The 17389-nt window shown below is 61.9% G+C and carries 14 protein-coding genes; 12 read left to right on the forward strand and 2 right to left on the reverse strand.

Annotated elements, in window-relative coordinates:
* Positions 1-9 precede the first annotated feature (9 nt).
* Positions 10-240, reverse strand: coding sequence for an MbtH family protein (locus tag DQP58_RS06825; protein WP_066871596.1), 231 nt, complete (start codon positions 238-240; stop codon positions 10-12).
* Between the two features lie 865 nt (positions 241-1105).
* Here DQP58_RS06825 and DQP58_RS06830 point away from each other — a divergent pair.
* From DQP58_RS06830 to DQP58_RS06875, 10 genes are all read left to right on the forward strand, one after another.
* Entirely contained in the window at positions 1106-1525 is a 420-nt protein-coding gene (locus DQP58_RS06830; protein ID WP_112707737.1) for an MmpS family protein, read from the forward strand.
* The gene (locus DQP58_RS06835) at positions 1522-4413 is read left to right on the forward strand and encodes an RND family transporter (RefSeq protein ID WP_112707712.1); all 2892 of its coding nucleotides are present in this window, start codon (positions 1522-1524) and stop codon (positions 4411-4413) included. The genes DQP58_RS06830 and DQP58_RS06835 overlap by 4 nt, the downstream gene beginning before the upstream one ends.
* Before the next feature lie 89 nt (positions 4414-4502).
* The gene (locus DQP58_RS06840; protein ID WP_112707713.1) at positions 4503-7418 is read left to right on the forward strand and encodes an RND family transporter; all 2916 of its coding nucleotides are present in this window, start codon (positions 4503-4505) and stop codon (positions 7416-7418) included.
* Positions 7419-7589: 171 nt separating this feature from the next.
* Positions 7590-8537, forward strand: coding sequence for an ATP-binding cassette domain-containing protein (locus DQP58_RS06845; protein ID WP_112707714.1), 948 nt, complete (start codon positions 7590-7592; stop codon positions 8535-8537).
* Positions 8534-9274 carry an ABC transporter permease gene (locus tag DQP58_RS06850; protein ID WP_112707715.1) on the forward strand — a complete coding sequence of 247 codons (741 nt, stop codon included), beginning with the start codon at positions 8534-8536 and terminating at the stop codon, positions 9272-9274. Before DQP58_RS06845 ends, DQP58_RS06850 begins: the two co-directional genes overlap by 4 nt.
* A 32-nt stretch (positions 9275-9306) precedes the next feature.
* The gene (locus tag DQP58_RS06855) at positions 9307-10065 is read left to right on the forward strand and encodes an ABC transporter permease (protein WP_240629589.1); all 759 of its coding nucleotides are present in this window, start codon (positions 9307-9309) and stop codon (positions 10063-10065) included.
* The gene (locus DQP58_RS06860; protein ID WP_276310490.1) at positions 10062-11027 is read left to right on the forward strand and encodes a glycosyltransferase family 2 protein; all 966 of its coding nucleotides are present in this window, start codon (positions 10062-10064) and stop codon (positions 11025-11027) included. Before DQP58_RS06855 ends, DQP58_RS06860 begins: the two co-directional genes overlap by 4 nt.
* 75 nt (positions 11028-11102) lie before the next feature.
* Positions 11103-11780 (forward strand): hypothetical protein, encoded by a 678-nt coding sequence (locus DQP58_RS06865; protein WP_112707717.1) that lies wholly within the window; start codon positions 11103-11105, stop codon positions 11778-11780.
* Positions 11770-12894, forward strand: coding sequence for a DegT/DnrJ/EryC1/StrS family aminotransferase (locus tag DQP58_RS06870; protein ID WP_112707718.1), 1125 nt, complete (start codon positions 11770-11772; stop codon positions 12892-12894). Before DQP58_RS06865 ends, DQP58_RS06870 begins: the two co-directional genes overlap by 11 nt.
* Complete coding sequence (locus DQP58_RS06875) at positions 12884-13849, forward strand: glycosyltransferase (RefSeq protein ID WP_112707719.1); 966 nt, start codon at positions 12884-12886, stop codon at positions 13847-13849. The genes DQP58_RS06870 and DQP58_RS06875 overlap by 11 nt, the downstream gene beginning before the upstream one ends.
* A 65-nt stretch (positions 13850-13914) precedes the next feature.
* Here DQP58_RS06875 and DQP58_RS06880 read toward each other — a convergent pair whose 3' ends face one another.
* A complete protein-coding gene (locus DQP58_RS06880) occupies positions 13915-14718 on the reverse strand; it encodes a class I SAM-dependent methyltransferase (RefSeq protein WP_205869360.1) in 804 nt (267 codons plus the stop codon).
* Positions 14719-15042: 324 nt separating this feature from the next.
* On the opposite strand from DQP58_RS06880, the gene DQP58_RS06885 reads away from it, so the two are divergent.
* The gene (locus tag DQP58_RS06885; protein WP_112707721.1) at positions 15043-15903 is read left to right on the forward strand and encodes a class I SAM-dependent methyltransferase; all 861 of its coding nucleotides are present in this window, start codon (positions 15043-15045) and stop codon (positions 15901-15903) included.
* Between the two features lie 137 nt (positions 15904-16040).
* On the forward strand, positions 16041-17279 hold the full coding sequence (locus DQP58_RS06890; RefSeq protein WP_165827810.1) for a glycosyltransferase: 1239 nt from the start codon (positions 16041-16043) through the stop codon (positions 17277-17279).
* Positions 17280-17389 lie beyond the last annotated feature (110 nt).

The following is a 17389-nucleotide window of genomic DNA, read 5'->3' on the forward strand; positions in this document are numbered from 1 at the left end:
CCCTGCTGCTTACTGCTCAAAACCCCGACCCGTTGCGAGCTTGTCGCGCAGGCTCTTCGGCCGAATGTCAGGCCAATGCTGCTCGATGTACTCCAAACACGCAGCTCGGTCGGCTTCCCCGTGTACCACTCGCCAGCCAGCTGGAACATCGGCGAAGGCCGGCCACAAGCTGTGTTGCTCCTCGTCGTTCACCAAGACGAAAAAGCTGCCGTTGTCGTCGTCGAAGGGATTGATGCTCACAATTCTCCAGGATGCATAAGTGGACATGAGTGGAACAGGTCCAAACCATAGTTGAGCCCCAGAGTGCTCGTCCGTGGTTTGGACAAAGTTCCCGGTGTGGCCTAGCAGGCTGTTGACGCCATCGATCCGGTGGTGTGCGGCGGGGCCCCGATGCCCCGAAAAGCGCTGCGATGACCTGCTTCAATGGCGTTGACTGCGAGATATCGCTGTTGGGCAGGCACGGTCTTCAGGCCGATGAAATTATTGTGCTTTGTCGCCGCTCAGCTTAGCCGAAGTCGCGGTGACCGGGAAAATCACCACGAGGCGAACGGGCCCTGCCTCCTCGAGGGCCGTTGAACCATCTGTGCCAGTGACACGTACGGTGTGTTGTGCTTAGGTGGCGTTGCACCGATTCGGGAGTCTTCGGGCGGACTCGTGACCAGCAAGATGTCGTTACGCACGCGATAGGCATTACGATCCCGCATCGCGTTGGCAAAGCACTGATACGGAAGCGACTGCCGTGGTTTACTCATCAAGACCTGGTCGCGCTCCCCGAGGGGGCGGGACCCGCAAGAGGTGACAGAAAAACGGCTGGTCGGCGGCGGCCCTGGCATTCGGAGCGCCGTCACCTGGGGCGATCACGGCCGATGTGTAGTTGCATGGCCGGGGGCGAACACCGCGCGGGCGCGACGGTGCGGCTGAAGGGGGTGCAGTGGTCGAATCGGAGGTACGGGCCCGGCCCGACAACACCATCGCGGAAGGACGAGACATTAGCCATCGCGGTTTCCTGGGCTTTGGTCGTCGATCTTCAACCGGACCCGAGCAGCAACGCGGCCCTGCCAAGGCTCGTCCGAAAACAAAAAGGGGCCCCGGGCTTTTCGGTTTCCTGGGCCGGTTATGGATCCCGCTGGTCATCGTTGCTGTCGTCGTCGCCGGCGGCATGACCGTCTCGCGGTTGCATGGCGTTTTCGGCTCCGAGAAGCGCCCGTCGTACGCCGAATCCAGGCAGCAGGACACCAAGCCGTTCAATCCCAAGCATGTGAAGTACGAGGTCTTCGGCCCTGCCGGCTCGATGGCCGACATCAGCTACTTTGACGCCAACGGCGAACCGAACCACATCAACGGCATCGAGCTGCCGTGGACGTTCGACATCTCGACGACGTTGCCGTCGATCGTGGGCAACGTGGTGGCGCAGGGCAATAGCGATAGTCTCGGCTGCCGCATCGTGGTCGACGGTGTCGTCAAAGCCGAGAGGATCTCGCACGAATTGAATGCCTTCACCTACTGCGTGTTGACGGCCACATGAGCGCGCCCCCATTGGAGACCCAGCCGGCCGCGCGACCACGCATCGCGCGGCTGATCCATCGGCTTTCCGTCCCTATTATTCTGGGCTGGCTCGCGATTGCCGTCCTCATCAGCATCGGCGTTCCTTCGCTGGAGCAGGTCGAAGCGGAAAATGCGGTATCGCTGAGTCCGTTGGGTGCGCCGTCCTTCAAGGCGATGGAGCGCCTCGGCCAGGACTTCCAGGAGACCAATTCCGGCGCGCTGGCGATGGTCTTGCTGGAGGGCCAGCAGCAGCTCGGCGACGACGCGCACAAGTATTACGACCGCCTGGTCAAGCTTCTGGAAGCCGATACCAAGCATGTGCAGCACGTCCAGAACTTCTGGGGTGATCCGCTGACCCGCGGTGCCGCGCAGAGCCAGGACGGCAAAGCCGCCTACGTTCAGGTGAACCTGAACGGCAATCAGGGTGCGGCCGCGGGCGACGAATCCGTGGCGGTGGTCCGAAAGATCGTGCAGGAGGCTTCGCCCCCGCCTGGCTTGAAGGTCTATGTCACCGGGCCCGCGCCCATCGTCGCGGACATGAATATCGCGGGCCAAAAGACCGTCATCCTGGTTACGCTGGCCAGCCTCGCGGTCATCTTTTTGACGTTGCTGCTCGTCTATCGCTCGATTGTCACGGTCATCCTGCTGTTGCTGATCGTCGGCCTGGAATTGCAGATCGCACGCGGGATGGTCGCCTTGATCGGGCATCTCGGGCTGGTCGGTCTCACCACTTTTGCCGTCAACCTACTGGTCGCCGCCGTAATCGCGACAGGTACCGACTACGGCATCTTCTTCGTCGGCCGATATCAAGAGGCTCGGCAGGCCGGCGAAAGCCGCGAAGAAGCCTTCTATACGACGTTCAACGGCGTCGCCAAGGTTGTGTTGGCATCTGGGTTGACCATCGCCGGCGCGGTGCTCTGCCTCAGCTTCACCCGGCTCCCCTATTTCCAGCCGCTGGGCATCCCCTGTGCCGTCGGCATTTCGATCGCGGTCCTGGTGGCGATCACACTGGGGCCGGCCCTTATTGCCGCCGGAGCCCGGTTCGGTCTGTTCGAGCCACGGCGGGCGCTCTCGACCCGCAGGTGGCGACGCATCGGAACCGCGATCGTCCGGTGGCCGGCGCCCATCCTCATCGCGTCCTTGGCCGTAGCGCTGATCGGACTGTTGGCCCTGCCGAATTACCGGCCCAGCTACGACGACCAGAAATTCATTCCGGCCAGCATCCCCGCCAACGTCGGGTACGCGGCCGCGGCCCGGCACTTCCCCGGCCAGCGCATGTCGATGCCCGAGATTCTGTTGATCGAGACCGATCACGATTTGCGCAATCCGACGGACATGCTGGTCATCAACAAACTCGCCAAGGGCGTTCTTGCCGTTCCCGGAATCGCGACCGTGCAGACCGTGACCCGCCCCGAGGGAGTTCCGCTGCAGCACACGACGATTCCCTGGATCGTCAGCATGGGTCAGGCAAGCCAGATGCAGAACATGGCGTTCCAGAAGGACCGCATGGACGACATGCTCACCCAGGCCAACGAGCTGGGGAAGATGATCGGCATCATGCAGCACATGCTGGACCTGATGAAGGAGCTCGTCGCCACCACGCACCACATGGTCAAGACGACGCATGAAATGCAGGACATCACTTCGGATCTGCGAGACCGCGTTTCGGATTTCGAGGATTTCTGGCGCCCGCTGCGCAGCTATTTCTACTGGGAAAAGCACTGCTACGATATTCCCATCTGCTTCTCGCTGCGATCCATTTTCGACGCGATCGATGGCGTCGACGAGATCAGTGACAAGCTGGGCGACCTGGTGAAGAACCTTGATCAGCTGGACGCAATCCTGCCCGAGCTGGTCATGCAGATCCCGCCGATGATCGAAACCATGTCGAGCATGCGCAACATGATGCTGACCATGCACAGCACCATGTCCGGCGTCATGGGCCAAATGGATTCGAGCGCAAAGGATCCCAGCGCCATGGGGCAGGCTTTCGATGCCTCGAGAAACGACGATTCGTTCTATCTGCCGCCCGGCATCATCAACGGCTCGGACTCCTTCAAGCGGGTCGAGAAGGTGTTCATGTCGCCGGACGGCAAAGACGTTCGCCTGCTCATCTCGCAGCGGGGCGACCCGGCGACACCCGAGGGCCTGTCGCGGGTCGAACAGATCAAGACGGCGGCCGAGGAATCGCTCAAGGGCACTCCCCTGGAGAACGCCAAGATCTATCTCACCGGTACCGCGGCGATTACCAAGGACCTGGTGGACGGATCCAAATTCGACCTCTTGATCGCCGGCGTATCCGCGCTCTGCCTCATCTTCATCATCATGCTGATCATGACGCGAAGCTTCATCGCGGCCATGGTGATCGTCGGCACGGTTCTGCTGTCACTGGGCGCGTCCTTCGGGCTATCGGTGCTGGTCTGGCAGTACCTACTGCACATGCAGCTGCACTGGACGGTGCTGTCCACTTCGGTGATCGTGTTGTTGGCGGTGGGTTCTGACTACAACCTGCTGCTCGTCTCCCGCATGAAGGAGGAACTCGGGGCCGGGATCCACACCGGCATCATCCGTGCGATGGGCGGCACCGGAAAGGTCGTGACGAACGCCGGCCTGGTGTTCGCGTTCACCATGGCCTCGATGGTGGTCAGCGATCTGCGCAGCATCGGCCAGGTCGGTACGACGATCGGCTTGGGCTTGTTGTTCGACACGCTGATTGTGCGAGCGTTCATGACGCCGGCCGTCGCCGCATTGCTGGGACGCTGGTTCTGGTGGCCACAGCGCGTCCGCCCGCGCCCGGCCAGCGCCATGCTGCGGTCCACCGGCCCCCGTCCATTGGTGCGTTCACTGCTCCTGAAGCAGCCGCAATAAGTGGTGGCTTTCCACTTCAGGATGGGAACAGCGACCGTGGGGAAGACTGTGACACAGGGCAATTGCTACGCGCGCCTGGCGAGGGCCTTATGACCACGCACCCACCCCGGCCTTCGCGCTTCGCGCGGTACATCCGTCACCTTGCGGTGTTCATCATCATCGGGTGGGTGGCGCTGACCCTGCTGGTGACGTTCGGGGTGCCGCGGCTCGAGATTGTGGGCCAACAGCATTCGGTGCCGCTGGCCCCCCAGGACGCACCGGCGGTCCAGGCCATGCAGCGCATGGGCCGGGACTTCAAGGAATCCGATTCGGACAGCTTCGCGATGCTGGTCCTGGAGGGTCAACAGCCGCTCGACGACAAGGCGCACGCCTACTACGACAAGCTCGTTGGTGAATTAAAAAGCGACACAAAGCATATCGAGCATGTGCAGGACCTCTGGGGCGATCGCCTCACCGCGGCGGGCGCCCAGAGCCCGGACGGCAAGGCCGTCTATGTGCAGTTGAATCTGGCGGGCAACCAGGGCACCACCCTGGGCCAGGAATCCGTGGCCTCGGTCCGCGACGCCATCGCACGAACGCCACCGCCTCCCGGGGTCAAGGCTTACGTCACCGGACCCTCGGCGCTGTTCTCCGATATGCAACTCGCCGGTGACCGATCGATTCTGAAGATGACCATGATCGGCGCCCTGATCATCTTCATCGTGTTGCTCCTGGTGTACCGCTCGATCACGACCGTCATTTTGTTGCTGGTCACCGTCGGGATCGAGGTCTTCGCGGCTCGCGGGGTCATCGCCTTCATCGCCAACAACAACTGGATGCCACTGTCGACGTTCGCCGTCAACCTACTGGTGGCGCTGGCAATGGCCGCCGGCACCGACTACGCGATCTTCTTCTTCGGCCGCTATCAAGAGGCGCGCCAGGCGGGTGAAGATCGGCAGACGGCCTATTTCACCACCTATCGCAGCGTCGCTCCCGTCGTATTGGGTTCCGGCTTGACCATCGCCGGAGCCATGTTGTGCCTGAGCTTCACCCGGATGCCGATCTTCCAGACCATGGGCATGCCTTGCTCGGTGGGCATGCTCATTTCGGTGCTGATCGCCCTGACGCTGGTGCCGGCGGTGCTGACCGTCGGAAGTGGCTTCGGGTTGTTCGATCCGACGCGCACGATCGGGTTCGGCCGGTGGCGGCGCATCGGCACGGCGATCGTGCGCTGGCCAGCCCCCATTCTGTGCGCGACGATCGCGGTCGCCCTGGTGGGTCTGGTGACCTTGCCCGGTTACCAGACGAGCTACAACAACCGGCTGTACATGCCGGACAACGTTCCCGCCAACGTCGGTTACGCCGCCGCCGATCGTCACTTCAACCAGTCGCGGATGATGCCCGAGATCCTGATGATCGAATCGGATCACGACATGCGGAACTCGGCGGATTTCTTGGTGCTGCACCGGCTTGCCAAGGGAGTCTTCGGAGTTCACGGGATCTCTCGTGTGCAGGGCATCACCCGGCCCGAGGGCACACCGATCCAGCACACGTCGATTCCGTTCCTGCTCAGCATGCAGCAGTCGATGATGAGTCAAGACGTCAAGTACATGCGGGCGCGCATGGACGACATGCTCGTCCAGGCGGACATGATGGCCAAGCAGATTACGATCATGAAGCGCATCTACGAACTGCAGAAGCGCATGACCGATATCACGCACGATTCGATCCAGAAGACCAAAGAAATGGCCGTCGTCCTTTGGGAGCTCCGCGACAAGATGTCGGACTTCGAGGATTTCTTCCGGCCGCTGCGTAGCTATTTTTACTGGGAAAAGCACTGCTACGACATCCCGATCTGCTGGTCGTTGCGGCAGATTTTCGAAATTCTCGACGGCGTCGACACGCTCAGCGACAAAATGGTGGGCCTGCTCCAGGATCTCGATCACATGGACCGGCTGATGCCGCAACTGCTCGAGCAGTATCCGCCGATGATCGCGATGTCCGAGGACATGCGGAACATGATGCTGACGAACCACAGCACCATGTCCGGGATCCTCGGCCAGATGGACAGCAACGACAAGGACGCCGTTGCCATGGGAGAGGCATTCGACGCCTCGAAGAATGACGACTCGTTCTATCTGCCGCCGGATATCTTCGAGAATCCGGATTTCAAGCGCGCCATGGCCCAATTCCTGTCGCCGGACGGAAAGGCCGCTCGCTTCATCATTTCGCACCGCGGCGACCCGGCAACGTCGGAAAGCGTGAACCGGATCGACAAGATCCGGCTGGCGGCGGAAGAAGCCCTCAAGAACACGCCGCTGGAAAATTCCAAGATCTACATCGCGGGGACGGCGTCGACATTCAAGGACTTCCGGGACGGCTCCACGTACGACCTCTTTATTGCGGGCATCGGTGCGCTGTGTCTGATTTTCATCATCATGCTGATTCTTACCCGAAGTTTCGTGGCGGCCCTGGTCATCGTAGGGACGGTGACGCTGTCACTGGGCGCATCATTCGGGTTGTCGGTGCTGATCTGGCAGTACATCTTCGGCATCAAGCTGTACTGGATGGTGCTGCCGATGTCGGTCATCGTCTTGTTGGCGGTCGGATCGGACTACAACTTGTTGCTGGTCTCCCGTATGAAAGAGGAGCTTGCCGGCGGCATAAACACCGGCATCATCCGCGCGATGGGCGGCACCGGTAAGGTCGTGACGAATGCCGGCCTGGTGTTCGCCTTCACTATGGCCTCGATGGTGGTCAGCGATTTGCGCATCATCGGTCAGGTCGGAACCACCATCGGCCTGGGTCTGATGTTCGACACGTTGATCGTGCGCTCGTTCATGACGCCTACCATCGCCGCGCTGCTCGGGCGCTGGTTCTGGTGGCCGCAATTGGTTCGGCCGCGGCCGGCCAGTCTGCTGCTGCGCTCCATAGGAACACGTCCGGCGGTACGCACCCTGCTCCACCACGACGACGACATGGACGCCCCCACGGCCGAGATCCCGATCGCCAGGCCTACCGTCTAGGTGCTTTTCGTCGTTTCATTGCCCGGGCAGCGGGGCGGTCGACACCCTCCGCGAAAAGCGCAGCGAAATGGATTGGAGGCCAATGAATTTGCTTCGAGTGCGCGGGACTCCCCCACTGCAAAACTATCGATACCGTCAGCATGCCGTTGCGCACCGTGAAATACTCGTGCCGTGAGTCCACTTGCGATTGAGGTTGTAGGCCTCACAAAGACATTCGGGCGAAACACGATCGCGCTCAATGGCGTGGACTTTTCGGTTCCGGCCGGGACGGTGTGCGGGGTGCTCGGCCATAACGGCGCCGGCAAGACCACCACGATCAATATCCTTTCCACGCTGATCCGCCCCAGCTCGGGCCGGGCCAGCGTCGCGGGGTACGACATCATCCGCCAGCCGTCCGAGGTGCGTGCCAGCATCGGGATGGCCGGGCAGTTCACCGGGATGGACCCCATGCTGACGGGCCGGGAGAACCTGGTGCTGTTCGGCCGGCTGCGCGGGCTGAACCGCAAGCGGGCGAAGGCTCGTGCCGATGAATTGCTCGAGCAGTTCGATCTCGTCGCCGCCGCAGACCGGCGGCTGTCGACCTACTCCGGGGGCATGTTCCGCCGCGTCGACCTGGCCAGCGCTCTGGTGGTGCCGCCGCAGGTGCTCTTCCTCGACGAGCCGACCACCGGGCTGGACCCACGGAGCCGCCGCGACGTGTGGGCCCTGGTGAGTTCGCTGACGGTGCAGGGCATCACCGTGCTGCTGACGACGCAGTATCTGGAAGAGGCCGACGTGCTGAGCGACTCGATCGTCGTCATCGATCACGGAAAGGTGATCGCCAGCGGCACCGCCGAGGAGCTCAAGAGGGCGGTGGGGACCAGCTACTGCCAGGTGACGCCGGCCAACCCAGCCGACCTGCCTCAGGTCGCGGCGGCGCTGAACGGTCTCGAGGGCGTCGACATCGACAACGACACCAATTCGGTGTCGGTGTTCGCGCCGGATGGGGTGGCCACCCTGGTCGAGGTGTTCCGCCGGGTCGACGCGCTCGGGCTCGAACTCACCGACATCTCGCTACGCAAGCCCTCCCTCGACGAGGCCTTCCTGCACCTGACCGAGCGGACCGCCTCCCGGTCATGAGCGCCCTGTCCGCCCTCACCGAGCGTTCGCTGATGTCGGCGGCCCGCGACGGCGAGATGATCTTCGAGATCCTCTCGCCGGCAGCGTATTTGGCGGGGTTCAGTGTGGCGCTGCACGGCCTGATCGATACAGGACACATCAGTTACACGCAGTACTTCCTGCCCGCGGTGGTCGCCCAATCGATGATCTTCGTCGGCCTCCTTACCGCGGACCGCGCGGCTCGCGACCACGTGTCCGGATTCGGCGAACGAATGCGAACGCTGCCCGTCGCCGCGGTGGCCACTGTGACCGCGCGCACCGCAGCTACCCTGATGCGCGCCGTGCTCTCCCTGGTGGTCGCGCTGATCGCGGGCTATGCCTTCGGTTTCCGGATCAGCGGCGGGTGGGGTCCCGCGCTGGCGTTCTTACTCATCTCCTTGCTGCTGTGCCTGGCGGTGGCGCTGGGCGCCGACGCGCTCGGATCGCGCGCCAAGACCGTGCAGGGGGCCAGCCACCTCTTGTTCGTCCCCCAGCTGCTGCTGTTCATGCTCTCCACCGGCATCGCCCCCGAAAAGACCTTTCCGGACTGGCTGCGCCCCTACGTGCGTAACCAGCCGGTGTCACAGTTCGCCGAGACCCTGCGCGGCTTGGCCACCGGTCACGTGATCCTCAGCAACCTGATGGCCACCCTTGCGTGGTGCCTCGGCATGGTCCTGGTGTTCGGCGCAATTACCGTGCGGATGCAGAGGCGCGGCTAGTGACGCATCACCTCGAGGCAGAGGGATCTCTGTTGGCCCAAAGCTGGGTGCAGGCCGGCCGACTCCTGTTGCGATGGCGGCGCGACCAAGCGGTGCTGATGGGGTCGCTTCTGCTACCCGTGTGCCTGCTATTGATCTACAAAATCGTGCTGGGCGAGCAGGTGCAGAAGGTCACGGGTGTCGACAGCATTTATGGCATCGTTCCCATGTGCGCGGTGATCTCAGGGCTCTTCGGGTCTCTGGGCAACTCCGTCGGGATCACCATGGACCGCGAGTCGCGCCTGCTCAGCCGGATGTGGATACTGCCGATTCACCGAGCCAGCGCGATCACCGGCTGGATCATCGCCGAGGTAGTGCGGGCTTTCATCGGCACCATCCTGATTACCGCCCTTGGGCTGGCAATGGGACTGCGCTTCCTCCAAGGTTGGCCTGCGGCAGTGCTTTTCCTGCTGATCCCGTCAATTGTGGTGACGGGGTTTACCGCCCTGGTGATGGCGATGGCGATCCGCAACAATGGCCGAACCGCGATGACTTGGGTGCTCGGCGTCACTTTTGCACTGGCGTTCGTCAATCCCGGTGCAACTCCGCTCAAGTTGTTCCCGGATTGGGCTCAGCCCTTGATCCGCATACAGCCGGTTTCGCCGCCCATCGAGACGATGCGCTCCCTGGCACTCGGCGGTCCGATCATGTGGCCACTTCTGACGACTTTGATCTGGGCGGTCGTGCTGCTAGCGGTGTTCATCCCAGTGGCCGTGCGCGGCTACCGGTTGGCTGCCGAGGCCAACGCGTGACTCACCCGGACCAGGTACCGGCCAATCCACTGGTCTCGGTGTGCGTGCCGATGTACAACAACGGCACGACCATCGAGCGCTGTCTGCGCAGCGTCCTGGATCAGGACGGCGTGGAGTTCGAGATCCTCGTGGTCGATGACCAGTCGGCGGATGACGGCACCCGCGTTGCCGCGTCGCTGCTCCGCGAGGGAGACCGGCTGGTACGCAACGAATCTCGGCTCGGCCTGAACGGTAATCACAATAAGTGCCTGGAACTCGCCCGCGGCGAATACATCCAGTTCCTGCACGGCGACGACTGGTTACTTCCCGGAGCCCTGCGGACGCTGGCCCGCTGTTTCGACGACCCCGACGTAGGACTGACCTTCGCTCCCCGGCGGGTGCAAGCCGACGACCTTCCCTGGAGCGAGCGACGAAAAGCACCGAGCAAGCTGCATGTCTACTTTGCGAAGCTGCGCGAGCATAACCGCGGGTCGTCACTGGTCCTTCAGTTGGTCGGCCTCTGGGGTGCGAGCGCGAATCTGGTCGGCGAACCGAGTTGCGTGATGTTCCGGCGCCAGCTGGCACTGGATGCCGGCGGCTTACGCGACGACGTCTATCAGACCGTCGATTTGGACTTCTGGTTGCGCCTCATGCTGCGGGGGGCGGTTTGTTTTGTGCCCCAGGAACTCTCGGTGCGACACCACACCGCGGCAACGGAGTCGGCGAATATCACGAAGGCCCACCGACACTGGCTCGACCAGCTACGAATTCTGACCTGGATGATCATAGATCCGGCGTCTACCCGTCTGGTCCGCGCCGCAGCGATTTCCTGGTGGTTGCTTGCATGGCTGGGGCTGTTCATCAAGGTGACGCTCTTTGGGCCTCGGCGGTCGTCACGACTGAAAACATTGCTAGCAGCGCCTTTTAGTGAGTTCGCGCGTGCGAGACGATTCCGCGACCAGTTGATGCGGCGATCGGGGTGATGGCGGTGGGATGTAAAACCGCCCATTGCAATGCAAAAGGCTGCATCATGACGGGACAGTGGTCCGTCGACGTAAGTGGGTGATGTCGGGGTGTATCAGGCAACGGAGCACGCTGCCGGCAAGACGCCGACGCGTGTCGGCCTCCTCGGTGCTGGGGCACAGGCCCGCGAAGTCGCCTCCTACTTGCCGTCCGGTACTGAGGTGTTTTGGGCCGTTTCCGCCACCCACCTCGATCTGAACGCAACCGATCAAATTGATATCGCCTCCCCCTCATCGGCTGCAAGAGATTTGCCGGTCGTCGGCGCAGTTGGCGCACCGGCATTGCGTCGCGAATTGGTCGCCGCGTGGCCGGGTAAGCGCTTTCTGACCGTCGTCTCTACTGCGGCTTACATCGACTCGTCGTGCCTGATTGGTGACGGCGTCGTCATCGCGCCTGGCGCGGTCCTTACCGTCGACGTAGTCGTCGGTGATCATTGTCAGGTCAACATTGGAGCGACTATCAGCCATGACGTGCGCCTTGGATCATTCGTAACTGTTGGCCCTGGCGCACACATTTCGGGTCATGTCCACCTCGGCGACGGTGTGTTCGTCGGCGTGGGGGCAAGCATTTCTAATAACGTGTCAATAGCATCGGGTGTCGTAATCGCCGCTGGCGCGACGGTGCTGGCCGATGTGATGACACCAAACGCAGTCGTTGCAGGCGTTCCTGCATCGGTCGTGAAGACTCGGAACGGGTGGCTCGATGTCCTCTGAGATTCCGTTCATCCGCCCAAACTTTCCCGAGCCCGCTGAGGTGGCTGAGGACCTAGCAGAGATAGTGCGCGCCAATCGGTACACAAACTTTGGCCCAAAAGAGCAAGAGTTCACCCTCGCCTTGGAGCGGTACTTAGGACCAGACCTGCACGTGGCGACGGTCGCTAACGGGACCCTTGCCTTGATCGCTGCGCTGCAGGTCACGCTGGGCCATGGCGGCCGCGATCGCTACTTGTTAATGCCCTCGTTTACGTTCGTCGCTGTTGCCCAGGCCGCTGAGTGGACCGGATACTTGCCTTTGTTCATCGACATTGACGCCGAAACTTGGCAGCCAAGTGTTGCCTCCGCGAGTGCCGTGCTGAAGACCCGACGCGATCGGGTGGCCGGAATTTTGCTTCCGAATGTCTTCGGGGTCGGCAACCCCGACATTGATTCGTGGGAGAAGCTCGCAGCCGAGTGGGACTTGCCGCTCGTGATCGACTCTGCGGCCGGGTTCGGTTCGGCATACGCGGACGGCAGGCGCGTCGGCGGACGCGGGGCCTGTGAAATCTTTTCCTTTCATGCAACCAAGCCATTCGCAGTTGGCGAAGGCGGCGCATTGGTCTCACGCGATCCTCACGTTGTCGAACAGACGCGTCGGTTTCAAAACTTTGGGTTTAACGAAGCCCGAGAGTGCACGCAGCTCGGAATTAACGGCAAGCTGCAAGAGATTAGCGCCGCCATCGGCCTGCGCCAGCTGGTCGAGCTTGATCGCCGCCTGGCGAGCCGTCGCAAAGTCTTCGACTGCTATCGCGCCGAATTGAGCGGCGTCGGCCTGCAATTCCAGCCCAACGCCGAAGCCTCATCGCTGTGCTTTGTAAGCGCCTGCTGCAGTTCAGTGGAACATAAAGCCAAGGTACTCGGCAGTCTGCAGAGTTACTCGATCCAAGCCCGCGATTACTACAACCCACCGCTACACAAGCAGCCGTACTTCATGGCGGACTCGCGACTGCCGCCAACCGAACTACCGGTCACGGAAGACATCTGCTCGCGGATCGTATCTCTGCCAGTCCATGACGACATGGCATCCGCCGACGTCTCACGCGTCGTGGCGGGTACACGGAATGGGAGTTAGATTGACAAATACTTCGCCGACGAGCGCGCCCAAAGTCAGCGTTGTGTCGATCAGCTACAACCACGAAGCTTTCATCCGCGACACCCTTGACGGCTTCGTTGCTCAAGATACCGACTTCCCAGTTGAGATAGTCATCGCTGACGATGCGTCGACCGACGGGACTGCGACGATCATCCAGGACTACGCCAACCGGTATCCACATCTATTCCGGCCGATCTTGCGATCGACGAATGTCGGCATCCACGAAAACCTGAGCGATGCCCTGTCGGCCGCTCGGGGCGAGTACCTCGCCATATGCGAGGGTGACGACTACTGGACCGATCCGATGAAGCTCAGCAAGCAAGTAGCCTTTCTGGATCAGCATCCCGAGACCTCGTTGTGTTTCCATCCCGTGCAGGTGCTTTGGACCGATGGCCGCAAGGGGTCCGAGTTTCCGCCGGCTGGCTGGCGCCGCGACTTGAGCATCGACACCCTCATCCGGCGGAACTTCATTCAAACGAACTCTGTCCTGTACCGGCGTCAGGCTCGTTACGACGATATTCCGACCGACGTCATGCCGATGGATTGGTACTTACACGTCCGCCACGCGGCAGACGGCGGCATCGCGATGCTGCCGGATACTATGGCAGTCTACCGTCGCCACCCTCAAAGTTTCTGGTACGGCGCGGAAGTGGACCGCGCAAACTTCTGGGTCTCGCATGGCCGCGGCCATGCGGCGATGTTCGAAGCGATGCTGGATATCTTCCCCGACGACCCTGACCGTGAAGAAATAATCGCTGGCAGGGCCGACTGGATCCTGCGCGAGATTGCCAGGATCCCAGGCCCGGAGGCCCAGGCCGCGCTTCTAGAAACCATCACGCACCATCCGCGGTCCGCCATGCTGGCACTGCAACATCGCTGGAGATCGCCGATGCGGCGCCTTAAAGCCCTGTCGCGCAGGCTCAGAAGGACATAGACGCCTAGAATTCACGGTGCCGCGGCATCTCTCGAAAACGGGCAATCGAATTCAGACGTCGGCGATCATCGGCCTTGAGCCCCAGAATCACAGTCCGGTTTGCGCACGATATACAGCACCGACCCGAGAGCTATGGCGTGCCGGTTGAAAACCTCTTCACCGAACGTCTGCGAGTCGAGGGCGGAAACCTCAAACCCGCTAGTGCGAATCCGCGAGCACAACGTGGGACGGTCGTAGAGCCGCACGTGGTCGCCTTGGGCGAACCGGCGCCACCGCTCGCTCTCGTCCGTGACCGTCGGATCTTCGTCGAAGCTGCCTTCAGGGGCTACCGGAGTCATGATGATGCCGCAACCACCCGGTGCAAGTATTCGGTACAGCTCGTTCAGCGCGCGGGCGTCATCCGAAACGTGCTCAAGCACGTGTGAACAGATGAAGAAGTCGACCGAGCCGTCCGCATAGATTGGCATGTCGGTGATGTCAACGACGTCATCGACACCGCTCATCATCAAATCGGCGCTGCGATAACGGAAATCGTTGCGGCTCTTCAAGTACCCCGACAGGGGTGGCGACGGCGCAAATTCGAGCACCTTTCGCTCGCCATCGGGCGGCAGAAACCGGTCGACGTAGAGCTTGTAAAGGCGGTCCCGGTCGACCGAGCCGCACACCGGACAGACGTACCTCCGGTGATTGATCGTCTCCATCTCGTCGAGGGAATACGGGAATCCGTACTTGGCGAGCTCGCCGCCCAGTCTGCGCGTAACGCTCAAAAAGCGGATCCGGCTCCCGCACATGTTGCACTGACCTGGGCCCACGAAGCAGATTCGGCGGATGAAGCGGCCAGCACGTTGGCCTGTGTCCGAGAGCGGCATGTGTCTCATTCAATAACAGCCTGCCGGCCAACGGCACCATATTGCGGTGCATGCCGCACAAGCGTGCCGACTACTGGGCTGGCTGGACGGCAGGCGTCAGCATCAAGCGTGCCCGACCGCGGTCGATCGAGTGCTGCCCGGCGAGGCGCTCCCTGCACGGCGAAGCATGCGGTAGAAGTGGAACTGGGCGATGTTCTCACGAAGTGGCGGCCGGTTTCATCAACCGAGCCAATGCGCGAGCGGTACATACCGGCGACGCCAAAGTCGTCCGGCGCGGAGTTTAGTGCAGTGAAACGGCGATCATCTGAAAGGGATCAACGCGTAATGTCGGCGGAGAAGCAGACCTTCGAATTCACGGCTCATAACATCCGTCTCGACGACGGAACTTATACGAAACCCGAATCCATCAATTCGATCGCGGACCACCCGTGGTTCGTATCGGCCCGGGGGGTCCTGGACACCGTCTTTCCAGGAGAAGACAAAACCAGCTTCCGCGTGGCGGACGTTGGCTGCTTGGAGGGCGGATACGCTGTTGAATTCGCGCGCATGGGTTTTCAAGTCCTTGGCATCGAGGTGCGGGAATCGAATGTGGCGGCGTGCCACTATGTCAAATCGAAGATCGACCTACCACGGTTGGAGTTCGTCCAGGACAACGCTTTGAACATCGCAAATTACGGCGCCTTCGACGCCGTCTTCTGCTGCGGCCTTCTCTACCACCTGGATCGCCCGAAAGAGTTCCTCGAAACAGTCTCGAGCGTGACGAACAGGTTGCTGATCCTACAGACGCATTTCTCCCTCATCAGCGATTTCGATAAACGGTTCCGTCTGTCAACGCGGGTGCGATGGTTCGCGGATCGCATCTTGAGAAGGTCCGCCGCCACGAAGTTCGTGCTCTCGTCCCCCACCACGAACGAGGGCCTGCCAGGACGTTGGTATACGGAATTCGCCGATGACCAGTCATTCAGCAAGAGAGAAACCGCAAAGTGGGCCTCCTGGGACAACCACCGATCTTTTTGGATCCAGCGGGAGCACTTACTGCAGACAATCCATGACGTCGGATTCGATGTAGTGATGGAACAATACGACAATCTCGAACCGAGCATCGCAGAGAACTTGCTCGAAGGCTCCTATCAAGCGGATCTGCGGGGCACATTCATCGGCATCAAAACTCGCGACCGAGCCTGACCTCGCCTGTGCACGCTGCTGGGTGCCCGACTAAACCCTTGACCGGCAGCAATGCCCAAATGGCCTCCGCGGATCAAACCACTAGAGATAATGACCTCTGCCGCCGCCCACTCGCACGGCCACCGGAAGGATTCGTCGTGAAGATCGCCCTGGCCAGCTACGGAACCCGCGGCGATGTCGAGCCTTGCACGGCTCTGGGCCGCGAACTGCAGCGCCGGGGTCACGAGGTCCGCCTTGCGGTTCCGCCCAATCTGGTCCCATTGGTCGAGTCGGCCGGGCTGACGGCGGCCGCTTACGGGCCCGATCAGCAGGACGGATTCTGGGACACCGATTTCCTCGGCAAATTCTGGAACTTTCCGGAGGTGAGAAGGCGGTGGCGGGAAGCGCAGGAGCTGCTTGTGCAGTCCTGGGCGGAGATGGGTGCGACCCTGATATCGGTTTCCGACGGCGCCGACCTGGTCTTCACCGGCCCGGGCTTCCCGGGCGTCGCGGCGAATGTCGCCGAATACCGCGACTTGCCCTTGGCCACGATGCACTACTTCCCCATGCGACCCAACGGTCAGCTCGCGCCGAATCTGCCGGCCCCGCTGGTGCGCGGCGCCATGGCGGCGCTGGACTGGACGCAGTGGCGGGTGACGAAAAGGGCCGAGGACGCACAACGCCGTGAACTCGGCCTACCGAGGGCGAAAAGCCCTGCGCCACAGCGGATGGCCGCCCGCGGTGCACTGGAGATTCAGGCCTACGACGAGGTGTGCTTTCCCGGGCTGGCCGACGAATGGGCGAAATCGAATGGCCGACGGCCGTTTGTCGGCACATTGACGATGGAGATGACGACCGACGCCGACGACGACGTCGCGACCTGGATTGCCGCCGGCACGCCCCCGATCTGCTTTGGCTTCGGCAGCACAGCGGTCGAATCCCCGGCCAATACAATCAACATGATCGCTCATGCCTGCGCCCAGCTGGGTGAGCGAGCGCTGGTGTGCTCCGGCAAAACCGACTTCAGTGGTGCCGAACGGTTTAACCACGTCAAGGTGGTCGGCCCGGTGAACTACGCGGCGGTCTTTCCCGCCTGCCGCGCGGTGGTGCACCACAGTGGCGCGGGCACCACGGCCGCGGGACTGCGCGCCGGAGTTCCCACCTTGAGTCTCTGGAGTCTCAGTGATCAAAAGATCTGGGCTGGGCAAATCCAGCGGTTGAAAGTTGGTCTCGCTCGGCCCTTTTCGGAAACCACGCACGAATCGTTGGTCGCTGACCTGCGGGAGATCCTTTCTCCGCAATACGCCACCCGCGCCCGCGAAATCGCGGCGCGAATGACCAAACCCGCTGAAAGCATCGGAACCGCCGCAGACCTTCTGGAGAAATTTTCCGCCTGAGAAGCACGCATGTTGCCAGGCAGAGGCTATCGATCGTGACGGCGTGCGGCAACGCCACCTCAGAGCGGTGGTATTCGTTTGCTGTACGAGCACCAGCATTGTAAAGACTG

The organism is Mycobacterium colombiense (assembly GCF_003284975.1).
Classification (GTDB): Bacteria; Actinomycetota; Actinomycetes; order Mycobacteriales; family Mycobacteriaceae; genus Mycobacterium; species Mycobacterium europaeum_A.